Genomic DNA, 23189 nt, shown 5'->3' with positions numbered 1-23189 from the left:
CTAACTTCCGGGTTGCCCTTGGCCGACAAGGTGCGATAGAGCAATCAGTAATTCGGCTTGTTCGCTATCTTCAAGGATGCTGTTTAGTAACTCGATCACGTAAGCTGGGTCTTTGCGGAACACCTCGGTCATTGCTTCGTCGTATGATCTATCCTTCATTACTTGTTCTCGCCATTCTTCAAAGACGTCACGTCCGGTATTGTCGATATAGTATCGTATCTCGTTCATGGTTTTGTTGTCGTTTGTAAACGATAATCTGTCAAGCCAGAAATGACCACAGGTGGATGTTTGTCATTAAACTGAACGCAGATACGATGGCGAAAAAATTATCGAAAAGTCATTCACAAGTTGCTTTTGGAGTTTGTATGCTGAAATGCATAGAGAATTGGTTGCGGGGGCCGGATTTGAACCGACGACCTTCGGGTTATGAGCCCGACGAGCTACCAAGCTGCTCCACCCCGCGTCCGTATAGATATTTTGAGTAGCGAAAATTGGTTGCGGGAGCCGGATTTGAACCGACGACCTTCGGGTTATGAGCCCGACGAGCTACCAAGCTGCTCCATCCCGCGTCCGTATTAGAACCTACTTTGTACTTTCCTGCATCACTAACGCCTGCTGGAATCGGTTCCATTCGCAAATATTGAACTACTTTATAGTGTTGGTTGCGGGAGCCGGATTTGAACCGACGACCTTCGGGTTATGAGCCCGACGAGCTACCAGGCTGCTCCATCCCGCGTCCGATGCGGGCACTATACTCAGGATAAGATCTGTTGCAAGTTTTTTTATTAATTATTGTTTGTTTCGTTACGTTTTTGATTAGTTACTCTGCGTATTGATGTTTTTCTATTCGTTTGTGTCGTTGTTTTGTTAAGTTATTTTTTTTATGGTAAGTTGCATCGTTTCTATTGGTTTAGCATTTTGTTCGCCACAGAGTTATGTTGGTAAGAGAGAAAACAACAATGAAATACTGGGGTAAGTATCTGCTGTGTGGAGCCGTGATTTCACTGTTGGTTGGATGTCATTCTCGCCCAACGGCACAGGGCCAACAATATAGAGATGGTCATATCGAGCAGGATTTACGGCTGGTTAATCAACCTAATGCGCAGGGTAAGCCAGTTAATGCAAAGGATTTTTCAGAGCAGGTTGCGCTAATTAGTCAGTCTGCTCCTCGTCTGTATAATCGTAATAGCTTAACTTTTGACGCTGTTCAAAACTGGATGTTAGCGGGTGGTGAAACCAGTAAGTTGAATCTGTTTAATTTACGCGCTTATCAGATGGAAGGGGTGGATAATTACGGCAACGTCCAATTTACCGGTTATTATACGCCAGTGTTACAAGCTCGTCGTGTTAAACAGGGGGAATTTAAGTATCCTCTGTACCGGATGCCGCCTAAGAGTAAATACCGTTTACCAAGCCGAACTGAAATAGACAACGGCGCTCTTAGCCCCAGTCTGATTATTGGTTATAGTCGTTCACTGATTGATAATTATATTATGGAGGTACAAGGGAGTGGTTATGTCGATTTTGGTGATGGTGAGCCACTGACTCTTTTGGGTTATGCCGGTAAGAATGGGCATATTTACCGGAGCATTGGCAAGTTGCTGATTGAGCGCGGAGAAATTGCGCAGGAAGATATCTCTATACTGGCGATTCGTAAATGGACAGAATCTCACAGTGAGGCAGAAGTCCGTGAGCTGTTGGAGCAGAACCCATCATTTGTTTTCTTTAAACCTGAAAACTATGCGCCGGTACGAGGTGCGAGTAGTGTTCCTTTAATTGCAAAAGCTTCTGTGGCCGCTGATAAAATGCTTATTCCACCAGGAACAACCCTGTTAGCAGAGATACCTCTGTTGGATAGAGAGGGTAAATTTACCGGTCAGTACCAGATGCGGCTGATGGTTGCATTGGATGTTGGTGGGGCGATAAAGGGACATCATTTCGATATCTATCATGGTATTGGTGGGGCGGCGGGTATAGCGGCAGGTTTCTATAACCACTACGGTCGGGTTTGGGTGTTAAAAAAAGCGCCGCCTACCATGTTGACGGTAAATCAGTGATTGCTTTTCATAAATTTTATAACAGGTTTTCAGGATTGATATTCAGTAATGCAAACTTCTCTTTCTGATGCATATATGCAGCGCTTTGCGGGGACTGCCCGTTTATATGGTCAAAAAGCGCTTTCTTTGTTTTGCCATTCTCATGTTTGTGTTGTGGGTATCGGTGGTGTTGGCTCCTGGGCGGCTGAGGCTTTGGCTCGTACAGGAATCGGTGCGATCACCTTGATTGATATGGATGATGTTTGTATCACCAATACCAATCGCCAATTACATGCTTTAAAACAGCATATTGGGCAACCAAAGACTGAGGTGATTGCCGAGCGTATTCTGGCAATTAATCCAGAGTGCAAAGTGACTTGTGTTGATGATTTTCTCACACCCGATAATGTTGAAGAGATGATGGCGGTTGGATTTAGTTATGTGATTGATGCTATCGATAGTGTCAGGCCGAAAGCGGCGCTGTTGGCTTATTGCCGCCGCCATAAAATTCCGCTGGTGACAACCGGTGGAGCAGGAGGGCAACTTGATCCTACACAGATTCAGGTTGTTGATTTGGCAAAAACGGTTCAGGACCCTTTAGCGGCTAAACTGCGAGAAAGGCTGAAATCTGATTATTGTGTTGTGAAGAATGGCAAAGGTAAATTGGGCATCGATTGTGTGTTTTCAACCGAGCAGTTAGTTTATCCGCAGAGTGATGGTTCTGCTTGTGCCGCGAAAAGTACCGCAGAGGGAACTAAGCGTATGGATTGCGCTTCTGGTTTTGGTGCCGCAACGATGGTCACGGCGACATTTGGATTTGTGGCGGTTTCCCATGCCTTGAAAAAAATGGTGGCTAAAGCGCAACGTCAGGGTGATCTTTGATATACCCGTTATCTTTCAAGTTACCTCTTTGTTGGCTGCACTCGCTCACCCCGGTCACATAGTTATCTATGCTCCGGGGGATTCACTCCCTTGCCGTCGCGATGCATCTTGAAATCCATAGGGTATATAAGATGTTGCGGCGTTCTGCACAGTATTGATTAGCGATTTGACTCCGTTCAACCGTGAGCCACTTATCTGTTGTTCCAGCCCTAGTTGGTGGAACAGTGCCAATAGGTTAGTTGCTAAAACTTGTTCCGGTGTTTTGCCTTCTACGGCAGTTAAGATTACCGCCAGCAGGCCTTTTACAATGCGGCCTTCGCTGTCACCATAAAAATGTAAATAGCCATCTGGCAGTAATTGATGCCCTAACCAAACCCGGTTTTCACAGCCGGACATTTCAGTGTCTTGCTGTTTCAAGTTCTCTGGTAATGCGGGCAGTTTCTTTGCCAGTAAGATTAACTGGCGATAACGATCTTCCCATTGGCGGCATTGGTCAAAGGTTGCAATGAGCTGTTGTTGGCTGATTTCCTGGCCAAATGGGTGTGGTGCAATCCGGTTTTCAGCGGTTTGAGTCATAATGTCATTCATCTTGTATTCATTCATCCCGTAATAAAGAAAGGCCAAATTTTACTGCCTGAATTAAAGCATCGGCATCCTGTTGGTTGTTGTAAGGCATAAAGGAGGCGCGCAAACAGCCGCTGATGCCTAACGCTTCGATCAAGGGTTGAGCGCAATGCTGACCGGAACGTAAAGCAATATTTTGTTCTGCCAGAATGGCTGCCAAATCACTGTGATGAATGTCGGTAAAATTAAAAGCCAATAAGCTGGAACCGGCAATGCGATAGCTGATAAATCCGGGTAAAGCGGAGAGTTGTGCTTCGGTATAATCAGCAAGTGCGACTGCATGGGTTTCGGCTTTGGCAATATCAATATCTTTCAACCATTCCAGTGTGGCAGAAAAACCAATAATACCTGCAACATTCGGTGTGCCCGCTTCAAACCGGAAAGGTACTGCTTCGGGTATAAAACCGCTGAATGAAGTGTGAGAGAGCATTTTCCCGCCACCTTGCCAAGGAGACATAGCATTAAGAAGCTCACTTTTGCCGTAAAGTATACCAACGCCGTTCGAACTATAGAGTTTATGAGCAGAGAATGCGTAGAAATCGATATCTGATTGTTGAACATCAATGGGATTATGAACAATGCCTTGGGCACCATCCACAACAACCAGGCAACCATGTTGGTGTGCTATTGCAGTTATTGCAGCGAGATCAACTGCTCCGCCAGTCACATTGGACATCTGGCTGATGGCTATCAATCGGGTGTGTTTGTTTAGCAGTTCAGGCAAAATGTTGATATCAGGCAATTTACCATTGCCTAAAGGCCATTTAATAACCTTGGCGCCGATTTGCTCTGCCAACATTAACCACGGTATCAGATTGGAATGGTGTTCCTGCTCACTAACGATAATTTCATCATCGGGCTGGAGATGAGGGCGGAAATAACTTTGAACAACTAGATTGAGGGATTCTGTTGTTCCTTTTGTCCAGATAATATTTTCAGCTTTAGGGGCGTTGATGAATTCAGCAACTCGTTGCCGGGCCTGTTCATAGCGGGATGTAATTTCCAGTGCTGCTTTGTGTTGGCTACGATGTACAGTAGCGCCACTGTTTTGATAATAGTCTTGAGTTGCCTTTATCATGGCTTGTGGTTTGAGTGCAGTGGCTGCACTATCCAGAAATACCGTCTGTTGTTGTGATGAAAATTGTTGTGATGGAAATTGTTGTAGCGCTGGAAATTGCTGGCGGAACTGTTCTGGTTCGAACTTTTTCATAGATGTATTAATTTTGTTTTGGTGGTGATGGTGCTTAACCATTTATTTCTGGCTGAAAATGGATAGGTTATTACATGGAATAATATTGCCATGTTCCACGCCTTATGCCAAAAAAAAAAGCACCGCAACTGCGGTGCATTAAAAAATCACTATGGACAGACAGGGTAAATGTACAGGAAGTGAAAAAACAGTAGCTTGAGCTACAGGGTCCGGTTTCCCAGACAACTTGCAAACACAACATCACAACCACAAAGCCAAAAGTTTCATAGCGTTAAGCTGATTCACTTTTCGTTCCGGCTTAGGAAGTGGCGCCACTATAGGGATTTACTGGTGTATCCTCAATGGACAATTTATAATGATTCGGATTACAAAAACTAATAACTAAATATAAAGAGTTACCGGTATCGTCAACATTACATAAGGGCTCACATGTCCAAACGTTTACCTCCACTTAATGCGTTGCGGGTTTTTGATGCCGCAGCGCGCCATTTAAGTTTTACTAAGGCGGCTGAAGAGTTATTTGTGACGCAGGCCGCAGTTAGCCACCAGATGAAAAGTCTGGAGGATTTTCTTGGGTTGAAGTTGTTTCGTCGTCGCAATCGATCACTATTGTTGACTGAAGAAGGTCAAAGCTACTATCTGGACATTAAAGAAATATTCACGGCGATAAATGAAGCAACACGTAAACTTCAAGCTCGAAGTGCCAAAGGTGCTTTGACGGTTAGCCTTTCACCTAGCTTTGCTATCCAGTGGTTGGTTCCAAGGCTGTCCAGCTTTAATTTAGCTTATCCCGGCATTGATGTCAGAATACAGGCGGTAGACAGAGAAGAAGATAAGCTTGCTGATGATGTTGATGTTGCCATATTTTATGGTCGTGGAAATTGGCCGGGGTTACGCACCGATCGCCTTTACGCAGAATATTTGCTTCCCGTTTGTTCTCCTTCGTTACTGACTGGAGAAAATCCTTTGAAGACCCCCGCAGATTTGGCGCGTCATACGTTGTTACACGATTCTTCTCGTCGTGACTGGCAAGCGTATGTGCGCCAGCTTGATATGCAGCAGCAGATAAACGTTCAGCAAGGACCGATATTTAGCCATAGTGCAATGGTGATCCAAGCCGCTGTTCATGGGCAAGGTATTGCACTGGCAAATAATGTCATGGCTCGGACTGAAATTGATGCGGGGCGCTTAGTTTGCCCATTTAATGATGTGTTAGTGAGTAAGAATGCATTTTACCTTGTTTGTCATGACAATCAGGCTGAATTGGGGAAAATTGCCGCATTCAGACAATGGGTTTTGGCTCAGGCAGCCAGTGAGCAGGAGAAATTGGGCTTTATTACCAATGAGTAAGAGCGGAATAAGGCATTCGAGCAGATATACCCTATGGATTTCAAGATGCATCGCGACGGCAAGGGAGCGAATCCCCGGGAGCATAGGTAACTATGTGACCGGGGTGAGCGAGTGCAGCCAACAAAGAGGCAACTTGAAAGATGACGGGTATAGAATATGAAAAAGGAAGATAACAGTGAATAGTCGCTTAATGCTTATCTTTGCTGGCTTCAGTGGGTTTTTCTATGTGGCGTTTGGTGCTGTAGGGTCACATTTATTATCTCCGATGATGGAAAAATATCAGATAAGTTGGATTGATCTCGGTCTGCAATATCAGGGTATTCACACTCTGGCAATGATGGCGATGTCTGCCATGCTAATGCGTAAAGTTGTGCTCTGGTTTTACTGGAGTGGCGTTTTTTTTGCAGTAGGTATTTTGTTGTTTAGTGGCAGTCTCTATTGTATGGCTTTATTGCAGGTTAAATTTTTCGCTTATATTACGCCAGTTGGAGGATTTAGCTTTCTTATCGGCTGGTTTTTAGTATTAATTGGCGCTTTGCGTCTAAGGAAATCGGCGCTTCGCCATGAATAAAATTGCTTTATATTGCCGCCCTGGTTTTGAAAAAGAGTGTGCAGCAGAAATCACTGATAAGGCGGGTCAAAAAGAGATTTACGGTTTTGCCCGGGTGAAAGACAACAGTGGTTATGTCCTGTTTGAGTGTTATCAATATGAAGATGCCGATCGGCTGATTCGTGAGATCCCATTTCGGGAGCTGATTTTTGCCCGCCAGATGCTGGTCGTGGGTGAATTATTGCGAGATTTACCTCCTGAAGATCGGATAAGCCCGATTGTAGGTATGCTGCATGGTGTCATTGAGCGTGCCGGTGAGTTACGGGTTGAGGTGCCTGATACTAATGAAAGTAAAGAGTTATTAAAATTCTGTCGAAAATTTACTGTTCCGTTGCGTAATGCTATGCGTCAGGAAAAGATCTTGCAGATTCGGGAAAACGTTAATCGCCCGGTGATACACGTTTTCTTTATCGCTCCGGGTTGCTGTTATGTTGGTTATTCTTACAGTAACAATAATTCGCCATTTTATATGGGTATTCCTCGGTTGAAATTTCCTTCGGATGCACCAAGTCGTTCAACATTAAAACTGGAAGAAGCCTTTCATGTTTTTATCCCACATGATGAATGGGAAGAGCGGTTGGCTAGCGGTTTGTATGCGGTTGATTTAGGTGCATGCCCTGGTGGTTGGACTTACCAACTGGTGAAACGTAGTATGATGGTTCATGCGGTAGATAATGGCACGATGTCGAAAAGTTTGATGGATACGGGGCAAGTTAAACATCACAAAGTTGATGGTTTTAAGTTTGAGCCTTCGACAAAAAACATTTATTGGCTGGTATGCGACATGGTGGAAAAACCAGCAAAAGTGACGCAGTTAATGGCAGATTGGTTAGTTAATGGCTGGTGCCGGGAAGCTATTTTTAATCTTAAATTACCCATGAAAAAGCGTTATGAAGAAGTTGCTCATAATTTGCAGAAAATGAACTTGCAATTAAAAGAGGGGGGTATAAATGCACAAATTCAGGCAAAGCACCTTTATCATGACAGGGAAGAAATAACGGTTCATGTTCGTCGTATTTGGTCTGCTTATGCAGCTAGCCGGAATGATTACTGATTCACTGTTGTTCATCATCATTCTGGAATAACTCATAAAATAAGATTTTCTAAATCGTCTCAGCTATATCCTGAGGCGTTTTTTTCGATATTGGATGACATTATTATTTCAAGATGCATCGCGACGGCAAGGGAGTGAATCCCCGGGAGCATAGCAAACTATGTAACCGGGGTGAGCGAGTGCAGCCAACAAAGAGGCAACTTGAAAGATAACGGGTGTATTTTATTTTTCATTCTGTTACGGAATAGAATGAGTGTATTAAGATGATTTAATCCACTTAATTAGTAAGAAAAGGCTACATAATATTCTGTTGTGACTTAATATAATGATTGATATTGTATGGTTTTTGTCGGGAAAATGTTGATTTTTTCACTTGACTTAAATGAAATAACAAAATAAATATGTTTTTATAATTATTTAATTAATCGTTAGTTTAGTCTGGAATAATTATATAAATTAACATTATAATCTGGGAAATAATGGAAGGGATTATTTTTTACAATTTATTTAATTAATGGTTAGATATGAAAATTAATTTTAATATTAAGTAAGGGCAATGTCTATATTATATAGGTTAAGTTTGCTATTTTAAATTTGATATCTTTTTGAATGCATTGATTTATTGGTTTTTATACCTTGTCTTTAAGGGTATTTAATCAGATATATGGATCTTCTTATTTAATTCTTCAAAACCATAATTTAATTATATTGGTAAAAAATGATTTAGAATAAGGAAAGTATTAACTACTCTGTGATATATGTTTTTTATTGATTTAATCAAGTTGTTATTGCTTTATTAAATAATAATATATAGGTATTACTTGATTTAAACCTCTTATATATACTTATGCCCCGCAGTATTGCGTTGAAGGAAGTTTTTTATTCTAGACTCTTCTATTTATATAACGGATTGGGATAATTACTTATTAAAATTATCAACAATAATTCTATAAATTTTTTAAAGTTTACTTTATAGATAGTCAAATAATCGATAATTAATGCATAAGAAAATACCGCTAAGAAATTAGCGGTATTTTTTTCGCCTTAAATAGTTATGTTATATAAAACAATCGTTTATTTGTTTTATGTTATTTTTATCACGTTTATATTAAAAAAATATGTTAATTGCTTTTTACATAATTAACTTTAGTGTTACGTTTATGTGAAAGGGATTTTAGTTGTTAATTTGTATGACCAGGGGCGGTCTGTTGTTTTCAGGTTTTATTGACTTGTATTTAATTAAATAAAAAGAATTTTATATCTAAGTCCTGAATTTATGGAGAAATATATGTCTTTAAAGAAGAAAATTTCATACTCGGAAGACGTTAGCGGTTCAGAAAAGGCAAATGAGTTGCTGAAATGGTTACAGGCTTATATACCAGGTAAGGATTCTAATATTGTCGTTGAGCATGAGCCCAGTAAAGATGCTGCTAAAGAATTAATCCGGGGTGATTATCGTTGGGGGCATCAGGACGACGATAAATCTAAAGCTTTCCAATTAAAGTATACTTTCCTGGAGAGTAAACCGGATAATATGCCGTGGCATATTTCTGAATTTTCAGCATTTAATGATGAACAAAAAGCTGCTGCAAAACTGTCAATACAATCTTGGGCTGATGTTGCTAATATTAATTTCGTTGAAACCACTGATGTTAAAGAGGCAAATGTCACCTTTGGGTTCTTTGATGTTAGTTTGACAGGGAGCTATGCGTTTGCTTATCTGCCAAGACCAGAGAAGACACAGTTAGGAACTTGGTATAATGCAAAAAGCCGTACTTTCTTAAACAACGATATTGACGTGAATGGTTATGGCCGTCAAACGCTTACTCATGAAATTGGTCATACTCTGGGGTTGCAACATCCGGCTGATTATAATGCGTCTGATGAGGTAAGCCCGACTTATAAGAACAGCGCGACTTATTTTGAAGACAGCCGTGCTTATACTGTTATGAGTTATTTTAGTGAAAAAAATACCGGGCAGGACTTTAAAGGTATTTATTCTTCCGCACCATTACTTAATGATATTTCTGCCATTCAGGCGGTATATGGCGCGAATAATACCATCCGTGCCGATGACACCGTATATGGTTTTAATTCCAACACAGATCGTGACTTCTATACCGCAAAAGATGAGAACAGCAAACTGTTGTTCACCGCTTGGGATACCGGTGGCAATGATACGTTTGATTTCTCTGGTTTTACTCAAGATCAACGTATCAATCTGAATGAAGCCTCTTTCTCTGATGTCGGTGGACTAAAAGGAAACGTCTCTATTGCCCGTGGCGTCACAATTGAAAATGCGATTGGTGGCAGTGGTAATGACGTTTTAATCGGGAATGATGCCGCCAATACTTTGAAAGGGGGAGCTGGTGATGACATTATTTACGGTGGCTTAGGGGCAGATAATCTTTGGGGTGGGGAAGGCAAAGATACCTTTGTCTACCTGAGTGCCAAGGAATCACCTCCTCTTGAGCGTGATTGGATCCATGACTTTGTTTCCGGTGAAGACAAGATTGATGTGTCACTGTTTGATCTGGGTGAAGCCGGGAAGGGTGGCGTTAAATTTGTAGAGGAATTCACTGGTGAAGTTGGAGAAGCTGTGCTTCGTTATAACACTGTTGATAAGGTGAATGATTTCGCCATTAATTTGGGCGGTAAATTTTCCTACGATGATTTTTGGGTGAAGATTGTTGGAGAACCCATATTAGAGTCTGATTTCATCCTTTCGTAACACAACAACACAACCGCATCTGACTTAGATGCGGTTATTTGTTTGGAGGCGGCATGGTTTTTGCGGCTTGGTATCTGAAATTTGCATTCTTTGTTGCTCTGACATTCAGCATTATCGGAGGAAGTATGGCTAGTAGTCTTGATCTCCCACACGCGAGTGAATTGAAAGGCGTGTGGCAATTGTCGGATAAACATCAACAATGCGATGTGTTATTGACTGACCATCCCTTACCAGAGGGATCAATTTGGTCACTTAATGGTGATAACGATTGTTTAGCGTATATGTTTGGTGAAGTGCCTGCCGGTTGGCGGCCAACTCCAGATGGGCTCACAATTACTGATGAACAGGGGAGTGGTTTGGCTTTTTTTGCTCATGAGCCAGATGGTTGGTTTGCCCGCTTTGCCGATGGTCGGGAATTAATGATAAAGCCCAATAAGACTAATAAGAAAAATGAATAAGAAAGGAAACATTAACATCAGATAGTTATATTTTTAAAAAAATAAAAATAAGGAAATAATGTGAAACTACTGCTCCCGAAGGATGAAATTACTGATGTCATTCGTGCTCGTAGCCGGGTATTCTGGGCTATCGGGTTGTTCACTGCTTTTATTAACCTGCTGATGTTAGTTCCGTCTGTTTATATGTTGCAGGTTTATGACAGAGTATTGCCGTCGGGCAATGAAATCACTTTGCTGATGTTGACTCTGATTACTCTCGGCATGTTTGCCATGATGGGAATGCTGGAATATATCCGTAGCATGATTGTTATCCGTATTGGCAGCCAGCTTGATATGAAGCTGAATAACCGGGTTTATACCGCATCTTATGAATCGAATCTGAAAAATGGCACTACTGATGCCGGTCAGATGCTCAATGACTTGGCCAATATCCGCCAGTTTTTGACGGGTAATGCCTTGTTTGCCTTCTTTGATGCCCCTTGGTTTCCAATCTATCTGCTCGTTATTTTTCTTTTTAACCCCTGGCTTGGTCTATTGTCACTGGGAGGCGCGCTGGTATTGATTGCCTTGGCTGTGTTGAATCAGTGGTTATCAAGTCAGCCGTTATCCGAAGCCAGTAAACTCTCTCTACGTTCAGCAAGTCTTGCCAGCACTAATTTACGTAATGCCGAAGTCATAGAGGCGTTAGGTATGTTGCCGGTGCTACGTCGGAGATGGTTTGGATTACATGAGCGTTTCCTGGATTTCCAGCGCATTGCGAGTGAGCGGGCTTCAGTGATTAATTCAGTCACTAAAACAGTGCGTTTGGCCTTGCAGTCACTGATCCTTGGATTAGGGGGCTGGTTAGCGATTGGTGGGCATATTACGCCGGGTATGATGATTGCGGCTTCAATTTTGATGGGACGGGCACTTTCACCGATTGAACAACTGATTCAAGCCTGGAAAGGCTGGAGTGGTGCTCGTTTGTCATGGCAACGGTTAACCAACCTGTTGGAACAACAACCGGAACGCAAACCGGGGATGTCATTGCCGGCGCCAAAAGGAAGTTTAGCCGTGGATAAAGTTTCCGCAGCGCCGCCGGGAAGAAACAGTAAGGTTGTTTTACAGGATATTAGCTTTTCGTTGGATGCCGGTGATGTGATGGGATTAATTGGTCCCAGTGCGTCTGGGAAATCGACTCTTGCCCGGTTACTGGTCGGAATATGGCCGGCACAGGAAGGCGTTGTTCGTCTGGATAATGCAGATATTTATCAGTGGAATAAAGATGAACTGGGCTCCTCAATCGGTTATTTACCGCAAGATATTGAGTTGTTTGGTGGCACTATCGCTGAAAATATTGCTCGTTTTAATGAAGTGGAGCCAGAGAAAGTGGTACGGGCGGCAAAGAAAGCGGGCGTTCATGAGCTGATATTAGCACTTGATAAGGGCTATGACACCGTGATTGGTGCTGGCGGAGTTGGATTATCTGGTGGGCAGAAACAGCGAATTGGCCTTGCTCGTGCGTTATATGACGAGCCGTCATTGGTCGTGTTGGATGAGCCTAATTCCAGCCTGGATGAGGCAGGGGAAAGAGCATTAAATGAGGCGATTTCTCAGTTAAAAGCACAAGGAAAGACTGTGATTGTGATTACTCACCGCACCTCATTGCTATCACAGACAAACAAAATATTGCTACTGGTTCAGGGGAAAATGAAGATGTTCGGTTCATCTCAACAGGTGATGGCCGCTTTATCACAAAGAAATAATAGTCAGGAACATTCTGCGACCAAGGCAGTCGCGCAGGCATCATAAGTAAATGTGCATTTAATTATAATAATATCAAATAGCTGAGACGGAGATTTCTGTCCGGGAGTGGATATGTCTGATCAGATTACGCCGGTAAGAGATGAAAAAGGATTGTTGCCTTTGGAAGAAAGGCATTTTTTGCGACTAGGATGGTTAGTGATTGGTGTGGGGATCCTAGGATTTCTCATTTGGGCCGCGTTAGCACCGTTGGATAAAGGAGTCGCGTCTTCTGGTGTAGTGGTTGTGGATGGTAATCGTAAAACAGTTCAGGCCCCGGCAAGCGGTATTATTAGCCAGATTAAGGTTGTTGAAGGAGAAACAATCAAAGCAGGTCAGACACTCGTCCAGCTTAGTCAGGTGCAGGCAAAGGCGCAGGTTGATGCACTTCAGGATCAACTGTATACCACGCTGGCAACGGAAGCCCGTTTATTAGCCGAGCAGCATGGTGATGAAGCGTTAATTTTCCCCGACATATTACAGCAATTACAATCTGAACCACGGGTGAATGAGATTATCGAACTGCAAAAACAACTTTTTGTATCACGCCGTGAAGTGCTGAGAAGCGATTTGCGAGGGCTTGAACAGTCTGTCGAAGGAACAAATTTTCAAATTAAAGGGCTGAAATCTTCTCTTCTCAGTAAGCGTATGCAGCAGGCGGCGCTTAAGGAGCAGATAACTAATCTGAAATCTTTAGCGGATGAGGGCTATTTTCCGCGTAATCGTTATCTGGAACTTCTGCGTGAACAGGCTGAACTCAACAGCAGCATAGCGGAAATGGCAGGGCGAGCAGGTCAGCTTGAAAAACAGTTACAGGAAACACAGCAGCGTATTATTCAACGCACAGCTGACTATCAGCGGGAAGTGCGCACGCAATTAGCGGAGGTGCAGGTCTCTGCCAGTGAATATAGAAATAAGCTGGATACAGCACAGTTTGAACTGACTCATACCTCAATTGTGGCGCCGGTTGACGGCACGGTTGTGGGATTAAATATTTTTACCCAAGGTGGGGTTGTTGCTCCTGGCGAGAAGTTAATGGAAATTCTGCCGGACCAGATGGCGCTTGAAGTGGAAACGCGTGTTGCGGTTAATTTGGCAGATAAGATTAGTAAAGGGTTGAATGTGGATCTGATGTTCACCGCTTTTAACCAGAATCGGACGCCAAAAGTTGAAGGAAAAGTTGCCGTGATTTCCGCGGATAGGTTGGTCGATCCAACAACCAGTCAACCTTATTATCAGATGAGAGTAGTTGTCGCTCCTGAGGGAATGGAAAAACTGAAAGGGTTGGATATCAGGCCAGGAATGCCGGTTGAGGTCTTTGTCAAAACGGGTTCCCGCTCTTTGTTGAGCTATCTGTTTAAGCCATTGTGGGATCGGGCTTCAACATCGTTGATAGAGGAGTGATTATGAAACTGAATAATGTTTCTTTATCAATTGGTTTGCTGATTCTTTTCAGCGTCAGTCTGTTCTCTTTTCCTACATGGGCGTTGAGTTTGACTGAAGCCTATGCGCTGGCATTAGAAAATGATCCTACTTTTCTCGCCGCAGTGAAAGAGCGGGAAGGGGGGGCAGAGTATGAAAAGCTCGGCAGGGCAGAGTTGTTACCTAAAGTAATGATGTCTTACCAGAATTCACCACGGAATTGGCAACATATGGAATCTGTTGGGTATGACTTTTGGGGCAGGAAGACAACTAGCAGCCGGGATCGCCAATATAGCAGTTATAACGCGGCTGTTGTATTGACTCAGCCGTTGATCGATTTTGAAATATGGGCTCGTTATAAAGCCAGTCAGGCTCACACTTTGATGAGCAATGAACGTTTTCGGGCAGATTTTCAGCAACTGGCTGTTCGGGTTGTGAATGCTTACGTGGATGTGGCTTATGCGCAGGATCAGATTGATTTAGTCATACGGCAGAAAATGGCTTATGAAAAGCAACTGGAACTGAATAAGAAATTATTTACTTCTGGTGAAGGGACACGTACTGATGTGGTGGAAACGCAATCTCGTTACAGTCAGGCGATTGCCGATGAGATAGCAGCCAAAGACGATTTAGATGCGGCAATCCGAAGTTTACAGCTAATTGTGGGCGTTCCTCTCCCTGTAGATTTGCCTGTGCAACGGCTATCAGATAAAAAGCGTTTCCATGTATTGAGATTGTCGCCTGAGCGTTATGAGGCGTGGGAAAAATTGGCATTGGCTAACAACCCGGTTTTATCTGCCTCTCGTCAGGAAGTGCAAGCCGCGTACCATGAAGTGCAGCGCAACCGGGCAGGCTATTTACCTAAGCTGGAGTTCTATGCATCCCATTCTGAAAACGAATCCAGTAGCGATAATACTGTAGATCAAAAATATCGAACCGATACCATTGGCTTACGGATGAGCATGAATATCTATAATGGTGGTGCTACGTCTGCCTCTGTACGTCAGGCGGCGGCCCACTATGGCAGGACTAAATATGATCTTGATGCTCAGGCTGGAGAAATCCTCAATGCATTACGCCGCAATTATAATCAGTACTTAAATAGTGAAAAACGGATTAGTGCTTATGAAATGGCGGTTGAATCAGCTAGCTTGCAGGTAGACGCGACCAGTAAAAGTGTTGCGCTTGGGCAGCGGGTTAATGTGGATGTCTTGAATGCTGAACAGCAGTTATATACTGCTCGACGCGATCTCTCACAAGCAAAATATAATTATATTAAGGCTTGGATCGGCCTGCTTAGTGAGGCCGGAGAATTAAGAGGCGAACATCTGGATAAGATAGCGAAGTATTTTCGTTAGGTTACTGTTGTCAGCCGGAGTTGTTGCAGATTACCATTTAAAGCCAGATCGGTACGTAATGACGCAACTTCCCGGCTGATAAATGCCATTTCTTGATTAGATTCTAGTTTATTGCGCCATTTATCGGGTTGTTGGTCGAGGTTCTGAAAGAGGTTATCTAGTGTGCCGGCCTGTTGCAATAAAGTGGCAGCGGTTTTCGGCCCGATCCCCTGAATCCCCGGAATTTTACTGCTACTTATCCCAGCCAGTCCCCAATAATCAGTTAATTGTTCTGGTAAAACGCCAAACTCTTGTTGAACAAATGGCATATCCAGCCAGCGTTTTTGAAAGTAGTCACGGATACGGATATTGGGTGAAAGTAACTGGCAATACCCTTTATCAGTAGAAACAATCGTCACGTTGTGACCAGCAGAAGTCACTTTTACGGCCAGTGTCGCTGCCAGATCGTCAGCTTCATGTCCTGTTGCGTGCCAGCAGGCAACTCCTTGTTGCTCAAATGATGTTCTGATTTGCGGCATTTCTTGTTGCAGATTGTCAGGCATGGGCGAACGACCGGCTTTATAGTCAGGTAATATCTGGTGACGCCAACTGTGACTGCGACTCTCTTCATCGAATACTGCGACGGCATGTGTGGGATGAGTGTGTTGGATAAGCTGCCTTAGTGCATGTTCACAAGCAGGAATACATGGACTGCCCTGTACAGCATGAATGCGTCGGATAAGGTTAAGAGCATCAACAATAAGAAGGTGTATCATATGGGATCACTTAAATAGCATAATGCTCCATCCGTGGAGCGCAGATATTTTTTCAGGTAATTTTATTTGATAATTTCGTAGCAAGGCTCATAGGCGGTGCCTCCCGGTAGCTTCATTCGATGCTGTTCCACAAAGTCTTTCAGTAGCTTATCCATATGGCGCATTATTTTAGCATCCCCGTGGATTTTGAATGGACCCTGTTTTTCAATCGCTTGAATACCCACCTCTTTCACATTACCTGCAACAATTCCGGAAAAAGCCCGGCGCAGTGACGCTGCCAGTTTTTCAGATGGTTGATCAGGATGGAGATTAAGATCAGCCATGTTTTTATGGGATGGTTCAAACGGCTGTTGCAAATCATAATTGATTTTCATTGACCAATTAAAACTATATGCATCACCGGTACTGTGGCGGCTATCTCTCACTAATGGCATCGCTTCTTTCATTATTCTGGCAACTTCAGGCGCATTATCAATGATGATGTGATAGTAGCGTCGTATATCTTCGCCTAATGTATGAACAATAAATTCGTCCAGAACCTGGAAATAGTCTTCACTCTCCTTTGGTCCGGTAAGAATTAATGGCAGTACTTGCTCTTGGTTTTCTGGATTCATCAGAATACCTAGTAAATAAAGCAATTCTTCTGCTGTACCGACACCACCTGGGAAAATAACGATACCATGAGCGATACGAACAAAAGCTTCCAGACGTTTTTCGATGTCTGGCATGATAATCAACTCGTTCACTAATGGATTTGGGGGTTCAGCCGCAATGATTGATGGCTCGGTAATACCAATAAAACGGCTATTTTTGTAATTCTGTTGGGCATGGCCGACAGCCGCACCTTTCATCGGTGCTTCCATTGCTCCAGGGCCACAGCCGGTACAGATATTCAGTCCACGTAACCCAAGCTGATTACCGACTTTACGGCCATACTGATACTCTTGCTTACTAATTGAGTGGCCTCCCCAACAGACGATCATGTTGAGATCTTCATCGGTATGCAGTGCTCTGGCGTGGCGCAGAATAGAGAATATTCTGTTGGTGATATGCGCGCTATTCTCTGAATCGGAATAATCTTGTTGTCCTGGTTCGGTAATCTGAGTATGGACAAACAAGATATCCCGCAGCACTGCGAACAGGTTAGCTTGTAGTGAATGAATAATTTTTCCATCAACGAATGCATCTTCTGGTGGATCCACCAGTTCCAGTTTTACCCCGCGCTCACGGCGCAATACGTTAATCTCAAAATCGGTGTATTTAGAGAGCAGCTCTTTGCTATTATCGGTTTGGCTACCTGAATTGAGTACGGCCAGTGAGCAATTACGGAACAGGCGATACAGATCACTTTTTGCGGTACTCTTTAGCATATCTACTTCAAGTTGAGATAATAAATCCATCGAGCCGAGTGGGTTGATATGTGTGATCAAGAATGACTCCTTGTATACCGTGTATGGATTACATATCAATATCACTAAACTGAATGTATTACATGCCCTATTTCAGCTTATTTTTCACGAATTGCGTTTAGGAAAGCAGATTTAAAACGGATTTATTGACGTGCCAATCTGCCTGTTGCTGGAACAAAGCCTTCACTATTTGTACGCCACGGATTGATATCTAATCCCCCACGACGGGTATAACGAGCGTAGACTGAGAGCTTTTCTGGTGCACATAATTGTTGTAAATCGCTGAAGATACGCTCGACACATTGTTCGTGAAACTCATTGTGATGCCGGAATGATATCAAGTAACGTAACAATGCTTCCCGATTGATTTTTAACCCTTTGTAGTGAATCTGGACAGATCCCCAGTCAGGTTGATGAGTGATCAAGCAATTAGATTTCAGCAGATGGCTAACTAAAACTTCTTCCACTTGTGGGCCTTGTGCTGCATCTTGCAGATAATGACGGTTGAAATTATATTCAGTTACTTCAATATCTTGATCATCAATACATTCACCGGTAAAAGCGGCGATTGGTTGGTTATTGAAATGATCTAAATGATGAAGTGTCACTTCTACCTCACCTTCAGCACAAGCAGCCAGATCGCGCTGTAGTGTTTCTTCAACGGCCTGCCAATTTTCAAAACGAGTCTGGTTAAAGCTGTTCAGATAGAGCTTAAAACTTTTAGATTCAATCAGGTTTTTACTTTCTGCATTTAAACTAACGTGCCCGACAGCAACTTGTGGCAAACCGCGGCTATTCAGCCATGACAGTTCATACAGTGTCCAGATATCAGCGCCATGAAATGGCAAATTATCAGGGAAAATTTCCAGCGGTTCACGGTTCATATTGCGGGGTACAGCTTGCAATAAGCTGGCATCATATTGGTCACGATATAAAGTGGTTTTACCCAGAGTAAGTTGCTCAAGAGCTTGGTGATCCCGATATAACGACATGTTATTCCTCAAAATCTGATAATAGTGGTTGCTTAAGTTTAGCAAGTTAACGCGTTTGTCTGAATTTTATTTGTTCGCTCATTTTACTATCTTTGGTTTACTATGAAATTGCCAAGTACACCTTAACATAAGTACACCCTAACAGTTACCGGTTGAAAATAATATGATTTCTAATGTTACAGAAGCGTTGTCTAATTTTACCCGTTGTTATGTTGATTTGTGGCAGAAGGAAACCGGAGCCCCTCCTGCAAGCCGTGAACTTTATGGTGTACCATCACCTTGTATTACCCAAACTGGTGACAACGAAGTTTATTGGCTTCCTCAGCCTTTTCCTTTAGAGGATAAGCTGAATAGCGTCGAAGTTGCACTGGATATACAATTGCAGCCAGCAATTCATGATTTTTATACATCACAATTGGCCGGTGATATGACGGTAACGTTTGAAGGTCAACGGCTTAGTTTGATTCAGGTTTGGAGTGAGGATGACTTTATCCGTTTACAGGAAAACTTGATAGGGCATTTGGTGACACAGAAACGGCTGAAACTGTCGCCAACGGCGTTTATTGCGACGATGGAATCAGATGATATGGGTATCATTTCTCTGTGTAATTTGACCGGTGAAGTGATCTTGGAACAGTTTGGCAGTCATAAACGAAAGCGCTTATTTACCGACTTAATTAAGTTTCTTGGCGCAATTGAACCTGTCTCTATGCGTTAGACCCCGATTTTTAACGCTGCCTTTGTGAGATATCTCTTACACTTCATGTAAGAGATATCATAGTTTACTTTTGTGAGTTTCACATTAGTTTATTATTTTCATTTTATTTCAATAGCCTATAAATAATCACAGATTTTATTCTCTGCCCTGACTTACTGGTTCCATTATGTGTAGCTTGTTTCATCGAAAGAATTAATTCATTCTGTCCTCAGCAGGAAAGGAATCATTGCGCACAATTTCTCAAGGACAGATGAGTGATGATGGTCAGGATGACACAATGCATAACAGGATGATATGCAACAAATAAAATGATGGGTAAGGGATAACCAACTAGGGACAATTTGTCAAGGAGTGAGCAGGGAGCGTGTTATTAGCGGGACTGCTATAGAATTTAACTTAAGGGGAGCGCTTGTGCGCTCCCTTCTCTTATTTGGTGGAGCAAGCAAATTTTCAGCTAAAGGGTATCGATGGTATTCTTGCTAACTTGGTTGTTTTGAATAAAAACTGAGTCAGGCTGAAAATATGAGTACTGCAAAACAAATTCTGTATAAATTACAGTTAATTGAAGAAGCCATGAGGGAAATTGACTTGTGGCAGAGTCATCCGCCTAAACCGGAAGCTTTCGAAAGTGTTGAGCCGTTTTCCATTGATAGGATGTTAGCTGAAGAGTGGTTGCAGTGGGTATTAATTCCGAGAATGTATGCATTGTTGGAGCAGGGATTGGCGTTGCCTACGGCATTTGCTATCGCGCCTTATTTTGAGGAGTCTTATAAAGAAGATACTACCGGGCGTTACCAGCAACTGTTTAAACATCTTCGTGCGTTGGATCGCTTATTTATGCAGGATAACGTCTGATATGTTGGAAGTGTTATATCAGGATGATCATATTGTGGCAGTTAACAAGCCAGCGGGGTGGTTAGTTCATCGTAGCTGGTTGGCGCGTCACGAAACTGTCTTTGTTATGCAGACATTGCGTGATCAGATTGGTCAGCATGTTTTCCCTGTACACCGTCTGGATAGACCGACGTCAGGCGTATTGCTGATGGCGCTTTCCAGCGATGTTGCCCGTCAGCTCTCTCAACAGTTTGAACATCATCAGTTACAAAAAACTTATCACGCCGTCGTGCGCGGTTATGTGTTGGAATCAGCTATTATTGATTACGCTCTGGTTGAGGAGCTGGATAAAATCGCGGATAAATTTGCCGAGGGTGATAAAGAGGCTCAGCCCTGCGTGACTTATTACCGACCACTGGCAACGGTGGAGTGTCCGGTAGAAATAGGTCGTTATCCTACATCACGTTTTAGTTTGTTGGAATTGACACCGAAAACAGGCCGAAAACATCAATTAAGACGCCATATGGCACATATTCGTCACCCAATTATTGGTGATACAGCACATGGCGATTTACGGCAAAACAGAGGGGTTACCGCGCATTATCAAACCAGTCGGTTGATGCTTCATGCCAGTTGTCTTGAGTTGGATCACCCTGTTACGGGGGATAAATTATCGCTTACGGCAAAATGGGATGCATCATGGCAGCATTTAATACAACAATTTGGCTGGCAAGGTATTATCTCCGATTTGGAATATGATAGTAATTAGCGAAAGCTGTCGTCGACTCTCGCCACCCCGCCAGTACTACAAGCAAAGCAAGCTCTCTACGACAGTAACCCAGTCTTGCTTTGTAGGTATGTTGCTGGCGTAGTAGATGGAATGTTTCACCCTGACAAAACCCGAATTACTTATTGCAAAGCGCAAAGACGGGAAACAAAAGGACGGGTATGAACACACCCGTTTCGACTTCCTTGGATATACCTTTTCAGTCGAGGCTTAGTAAAGCTACAAGAGAAACGATCTGCTCAAAGTATTATTGCGTTGAGTTAGGCGTAAATTTAAGAACCAGTCTGGTGATACTGCTGAAATTCTGGCTTGTATATGATCTGACTTTGAATATGTTTCGTGCGGAAACAATAAAAAAACCAGTATTCGTGGCAAACGAAAACAGGCCAACATGAATAGAGCCTATATGGATAAAGTACTGATAGTTGGTTTTAATACGATGAGTAATAAACAAACACTCAGTTTCTACCTTGTTTAGATTAAAAGTTTCCTAGTGTAATATTACGTTAGTATTTAAATAAAAAATGCATGATTTTTTGAAAAAATGGATTTAAATATTATTTTCGTAAATATTTTGTTCGATTTGAAAAAAGATGTTTTTTCTACAATGATAATGTAAATTTTTGAAATTTATGAATAAAATGAAATTTTGGAAATAATAAAAATGTAAATAAATGTAAATGAAATTTTGTTTTAAACTAAAAAAATATAAATTCCCTGAACCAAATTGGTCTTTATTATATTAACTATATTAGAGTAGGAAGATGACATATATTAAGGAAATTAAACCTGATCAAAATGAAAGTAAAGTGATTAAAGATTTAATAGATCATATTGTTTTTGATGAGAAATTAGATAATCAATATGACTTTCTAGAAAGAGCCTCAATTTTCGCACAAGAGTTGCCTCGTAGTATTAGAGAAGAGTTTTATCATTTTAAGAGGCATGAGAAATATGCTGCTATTCATGTTAAAGATAACCCTGTTTTACTTAATGGTGTTCAACCAACTCCGAGAAAATTAATAGAATTAGAAGATGGATATAAAATTAATGATGCAAAAATATTATTAGGTATATACCCGTGCTCATTGAAACTGCTTGATTTTCGCCCAAATGAGGTTCATGGTATCCATCATGAAAATATTCATTACCGATGAACAAAAAGCCGAACTTGAACACCTTCATCACACCTGCCGTGATAAGCGGGAGTGTGATCGCATCAAAGCGGTCCTGCTGGCCTCTGAGGGCTGGAGTTCTGTCATGATCGCTCAGGCCCTGCGCCTGCATGAAATGACCGTTAATCGTCATATCAGCGATTACCTTAATCACCGCAAACTCAAGCCCGACAATGGCGGCTCTCAGAGCCACCTCAGCGAAACACAGACGCAGGAACTTATCGCTTATCTGACCGCGAATCTTCTGCCCACCACACAGGCGGTTATCCACCTTGTCAAAGAAGCGTGGAATATCAGTTACACCGTTCCCGGCATGAATAAATGGCTGCACCATAATGGATTCAGTTATAAAAAACCTTGTGGCGTCCCTCATAAATTCGACGCAGAAAAACAGCGACAATTTATTGAATATTATGAAAATCTTAAAGTTACAGCGAAAGACGAACCCATCCTTTTTCTTGACGCGGTTCACCCGACTCAAGGTACCAAACTCGGTTATGGCTGGATGCGAAAGGGCGAGAAAAAAACAGTCAAAACAACAGGAAGCCGGACTCGCCTGAATCTATTGGGCGCGCTCAACCTGAATGCCATTGGTCGTACCGTGTTCCAGGAATATCAAACCCTCAATGACTACAATATTTGCTGTTTTTTTAATGAAATAAGAAAGTCTTATCCTGACTATCATCAAAAAATTCATCTTATTGTGGATGGGGCGGGTTACAACAAAGCTCATCTTGTGAAGGAGTGGGCTTATGTTAGCAATATTGAATTACATTACCTTCCTCCATACAGCCCAAATTTAAACCCGATAGAGCGATTATGGAAGGTCATGAATGAACAGGTTCGAAATAACCGTTATTTCGCGGATAAACATGAATTTCGAGACAAAGTGTTCAAATTTTTCACTACAACGCTACCTGATATAGCGGACTCGCTGACGTCCAGAATTAACGACCATTTTCAGGTGCTAAAAACTGCATTTTGAAGTTTATTGGGTATATA

At 42.5% G+C, this 23189-nt stretch carries 21 protein-coding genes and 3 tRNA genes; 15 read left to right on the top strand and 9 right to left on the bottom strand.

Going from position 1 to position 23189, the window contains the following annotated elements; translation table 11 throughout:
- From AACQ83_RS06130 to AACQ83_RS06115, 4 genes are all read right to left on the bottom strand, one after another.
- The gene (locus AACQ83_RS06130) at positions 1-228 is read right to left on the bottom strand and encodes a hypothetical protein (RefSeq protein WP_370446040.1); all 228 of its coding nucleotides are present in this window, start codon (positions 226-228) and stop codon (positions 1-3) included.
- 158 nt (positions 229-386) lie between these two features.
- Positions 387-463, bottom strand: a tRNA-Met gene (locus tag AACQ83_RS06125).
- 29 nt (positions 464-492) lie between these two features.
- Positions 493-569: transfer RNA gene (locus tag AACQ83_RS06120), tRNA-Met, on the bottom strand.
- A 90-nt stretch (positions 570-659) separates the two neighbouring features.
- Positions 660-736 (bottom strand) — tRNA-Met (locus AACQ83_RS06115).
- Positions 737-959: 223 nt separating this feature from the next.
- On the opposite strand from AACQ83_RS06115, the gene mltA reads away from it, so the two are divergent.
- Both mltA and tcdA read left to right on the top strand, forming a co-directional pair.
- Positions 960-2057: a murein transglycosylase A gene (gene mltA / locus AACQ83_RS06110; protein WP_112876493.1), complete on the top strand. Its 1098-nt coding sequence runs from the start codon at positions 960-962 to the stop codon at positions 2055-2057.
- A gap of 48 nt (positions 2058-2105) precedes the next feature.
- Positions 2106-2918 (top strand): tRNA cyclic N6-threonylcarbamoyladenosine(37) synthase TcdA, encoded by an 813-nt coding sequence (gene tcdA, locus AACQ83_RS06105; protein WP_112876494.1) that lies wholly within the window; start codon positions 2106-2108, stop codon positions 2916-2918.
- Positions 2919-2984: 66 nt separating this feature from the next.
- Here tcdA and csdE read toward each other — a convergent pair whose 3' ends face one another.
- Positions 2985-3494 carry a cysteine desulfurase sulfur acceptor subunit CsdE gene (gene csdE, locus AACQ83_RS06100; protein WP_112876519.1) on the bottom strand — a complete coding sequence of 170 codons (510 nt, stop codon included), beginning with the start codon at positions 3492-3494 and terminating at the stop codon, positions 2985-2987.
- 19 nt (positions 3495-3513) lie between these two features.
- A complete protein-coding gene (gene csdA, locus AACQ83_RS06095; RefSeq protein WP_112876520.1) occupies positions 3514-4752 on the bottom strand; it encodes a cysteine desulfurase CsdA in 1239 nt (412 codons plus the stop codon).
- 429 nt (positions 4753-5181) lie between these two features.
- Between csdA and AACQ83_RS06090 the strand changes: the two genes are divergently transcribed.
- The 8 genes from AACQ83_RS06090 (at position 5182) to AACQ83_RS06055 (ending at position 15517) form a co-directional block, all read left to right on the top strand.
- Positions 5182-6102: a transcriptional regulator GcvA gene (locus tag AACQ83_RS06090; RefSeq protein ID WP_112876495.1), complete on the top strand. Its 921-nt coding sequence runs from the start codon at positions 5182-5184 to the stop codon at positions 6100-6102.
- 175 nt (positions 6103-6277) lie between these two features.
- Complete coding sequence (locus AACQ83_RS06085; protein ID WP_112876496.1) at positions 6278-6673, top strand: DUF423 domain-containing protein; 396 nt, start codon at positions 6278-6280, stop codon at positions 6671-6673.
- The gene (rlmM, locus tag AACQ83_RS06080; RefSeq protein WP_112876497.1) at positions 6666-7766 is read left to right on the top strand and encodes a 23S rRNA (cytidine(2498)-2'-O)-methyltransferase RlmM; all 1101 of its coding nucleotides are present in this window, start codon (positions 6666-6668) and stop codon (positions 7764-7766) included. The genes AACQ83_RS06085 and rlmM overlap by 8 nt, the downstream gene beginning before the upstream one ends.
- 1276 nt (positions 7767-9042) lie before the next feature.
- A complete protein-coding gene (prtA, locus tag AACQ83_RS06075) occupies positions 9043-10497 on the top strand; it encodes a serralysin (RefSeq protein ID WP_275658140.1) in 1455 nt (484 codons plus the stop codon).
- A 53-nt stretch (positions 10498-10550) separates the two neighbouring features.
- The gene (locus tag AACQ83_RS06070; RefSeq protein ID WP_192880980.1) at positions 10551-10955 is read left to right on the top strand and encodes a protease inhibitor Inh/omp19 family protein; all 405 of its coding nucleotides are present in this window, start codon (positions 10551-10553) and stop codon (positions 10953-10955) included.
- Between the two features lie 60 nt (positions 10956-11015).
- Positions 11016-12746, top strand: a complete 1731-nt coding sequence (locus tag AACQ83_RS06065) for a type I secretion system permease/ATPase (RefSeq protein ID WP_112876499.1) — start codon at positions 11016-11018, stop codon at positions 12744-12746.
- A 66-nt stretch (positions 12747-12812) separates the two neighbouring features.
- A complete protein-coding gene (locus tag AACQ83_RS06060) occupies positions 12813-14141 on the top strand; it encodes an HlyD family type I secretion periplasmic adaptor subunit (RefSeq protein WP_192880981.1) in 1329 nt (442 codons plus the stop codon).
- A gap of 2 nt (positions 14142-14143) precedes the next feature.
- Positions 14144-15517: a TolC family outer membrane protein gene (locus tag AACQ83_RS06055; protein ID WP_112876501.1), complete on the top strand. Its 1374-nt coding sequence runs from the start codon at positions 14144-14146 to the stop codon at positions 15515-15517.
- Here AACQ83_RS06055 and xni read toward each other — a convergent pair.
- The 3 genes from xni to queF all read right to left on the bottom strand — a co-directional run bounded on the left by xni (position 15514) and on the right by queF (position 18673).
- Entirely contained in the window at positions 15514-16272 is a 759-nt protein-coding gene (gene xni, locus AACQ83_RS06050) for a flap endonuclease Xni (protein WP_112876502.1), read from the bottom strand. The genes AACQ83_RS06055 and xni overlap by 4 nt on opposite strands.
- A 62-nt stretch (positions 16273-16334) precedes the next feature.
- A complete protein-coding gene (ppnN, locus tag AACQ83_RS06045) occupies positions 16335-17702 on the bottom strand; it encodes a nucleotide 5'-monophosphate nucleosidase PpnN (protein WP_112876503.1) in 1368 nt (455 codons plus the stop codon).
- A 122-nt stretch (positions 17703-17824) separates the two neighbouring features.
- Positions 17825-18673: an NADPH-dependent 7-cyano-7-deazaguanine reductase QueF gene (gene queF, locus AACQ83_RS06040; protein WP_112876504.1), complete on the bottom strand. Its 849-nt coding sequence runs from the start codon at positions 18671-18673 to the stop codon at positions 17825-17827.
- A 163-nt stretch (positions 18674-18836) separates the two neighbouring features.
- On the opposite strand from queF, the gene syd reads away from it, so the two are divergent.
- The 5 genes from syd (at position 18837) to AACQ83_RS06015 (ending at position 23172) form a co-directional block, all read left to right on the top strand.
- A complete protein-coding gene (gene syd, locus AACQ83_RS06035) occupies positions 18837-19391 on the top strand; it encodes a SecY-interacting protein (RefSeq protein WP_112876505.1) in 555 nt (184 codons plus the stop codon).
- A gap of 522 nt (positions 19392-19913) precedes the next feature.
- Entirely contained in the window at positions 19914-20246 is a 333-nt protein-coding gene (locus tag AACQ83_RS06030; protein ID WP_112876506.1) for a YqcC family protein, read from the top strand.
- A gap of 1 nt (position 20247) precedes the next feature.
- Positions 20248-20994, top strand: a complete 747-nt coding sequence (gene truC, locus AACQ83_RS06025) for a tRNA pseudouridine(65) synthase TruC (RefSeq protein WP_112876507.1) — start codon at positions 20248-20250, stop codon at positions 20992-20994.
- A 782-nt stretch (positions 20995-21776) separates the two neighbouring features.
- A complete protein-coding gene (locus AACQ83_RS06020; RefSeq protein WP_112876508.1) occupies positions 21777-22169 on the top strand; it encodes a hypothetical protein in 393 nt (130 codons plus the stop codon).
- Positions 22147-23172 carry an IS630 family transposase gene (locus tag AACQ83_RS06015; RefSeq protein ID WP_112879849.1) on the top strand — a complete coding sequence of 342 codons (1026 nt, stop codon included), beginning with the start codon at positions 22147-22149 and terminating at the stop codon, positions 23170-23172. The genes AACQ83_RS06020 and AACQ83_RS06015 overlap by 23 nt, the downstream gene beginning before the upstream one ends.
- The last annotated feature ends 17 nt before the right edge of the window (positions 23173-23189 follow it).

This window comes from Photorhabdus sp. S10-54 (assembly GCF_963878145.1).
Taxonomy (GTDB): Bacteria; Pseudomonadota; Gammaproteobacteria; order Enterobacterales; family Enterobacteriaceae; genus Photorhabdus; species Photorhabdus kayaii.
The sequence above is the reverse complement of the archived record's forward strand: the minus strand, read 5'-3'. Positions and strand labels throughout refer to the sequence as shown.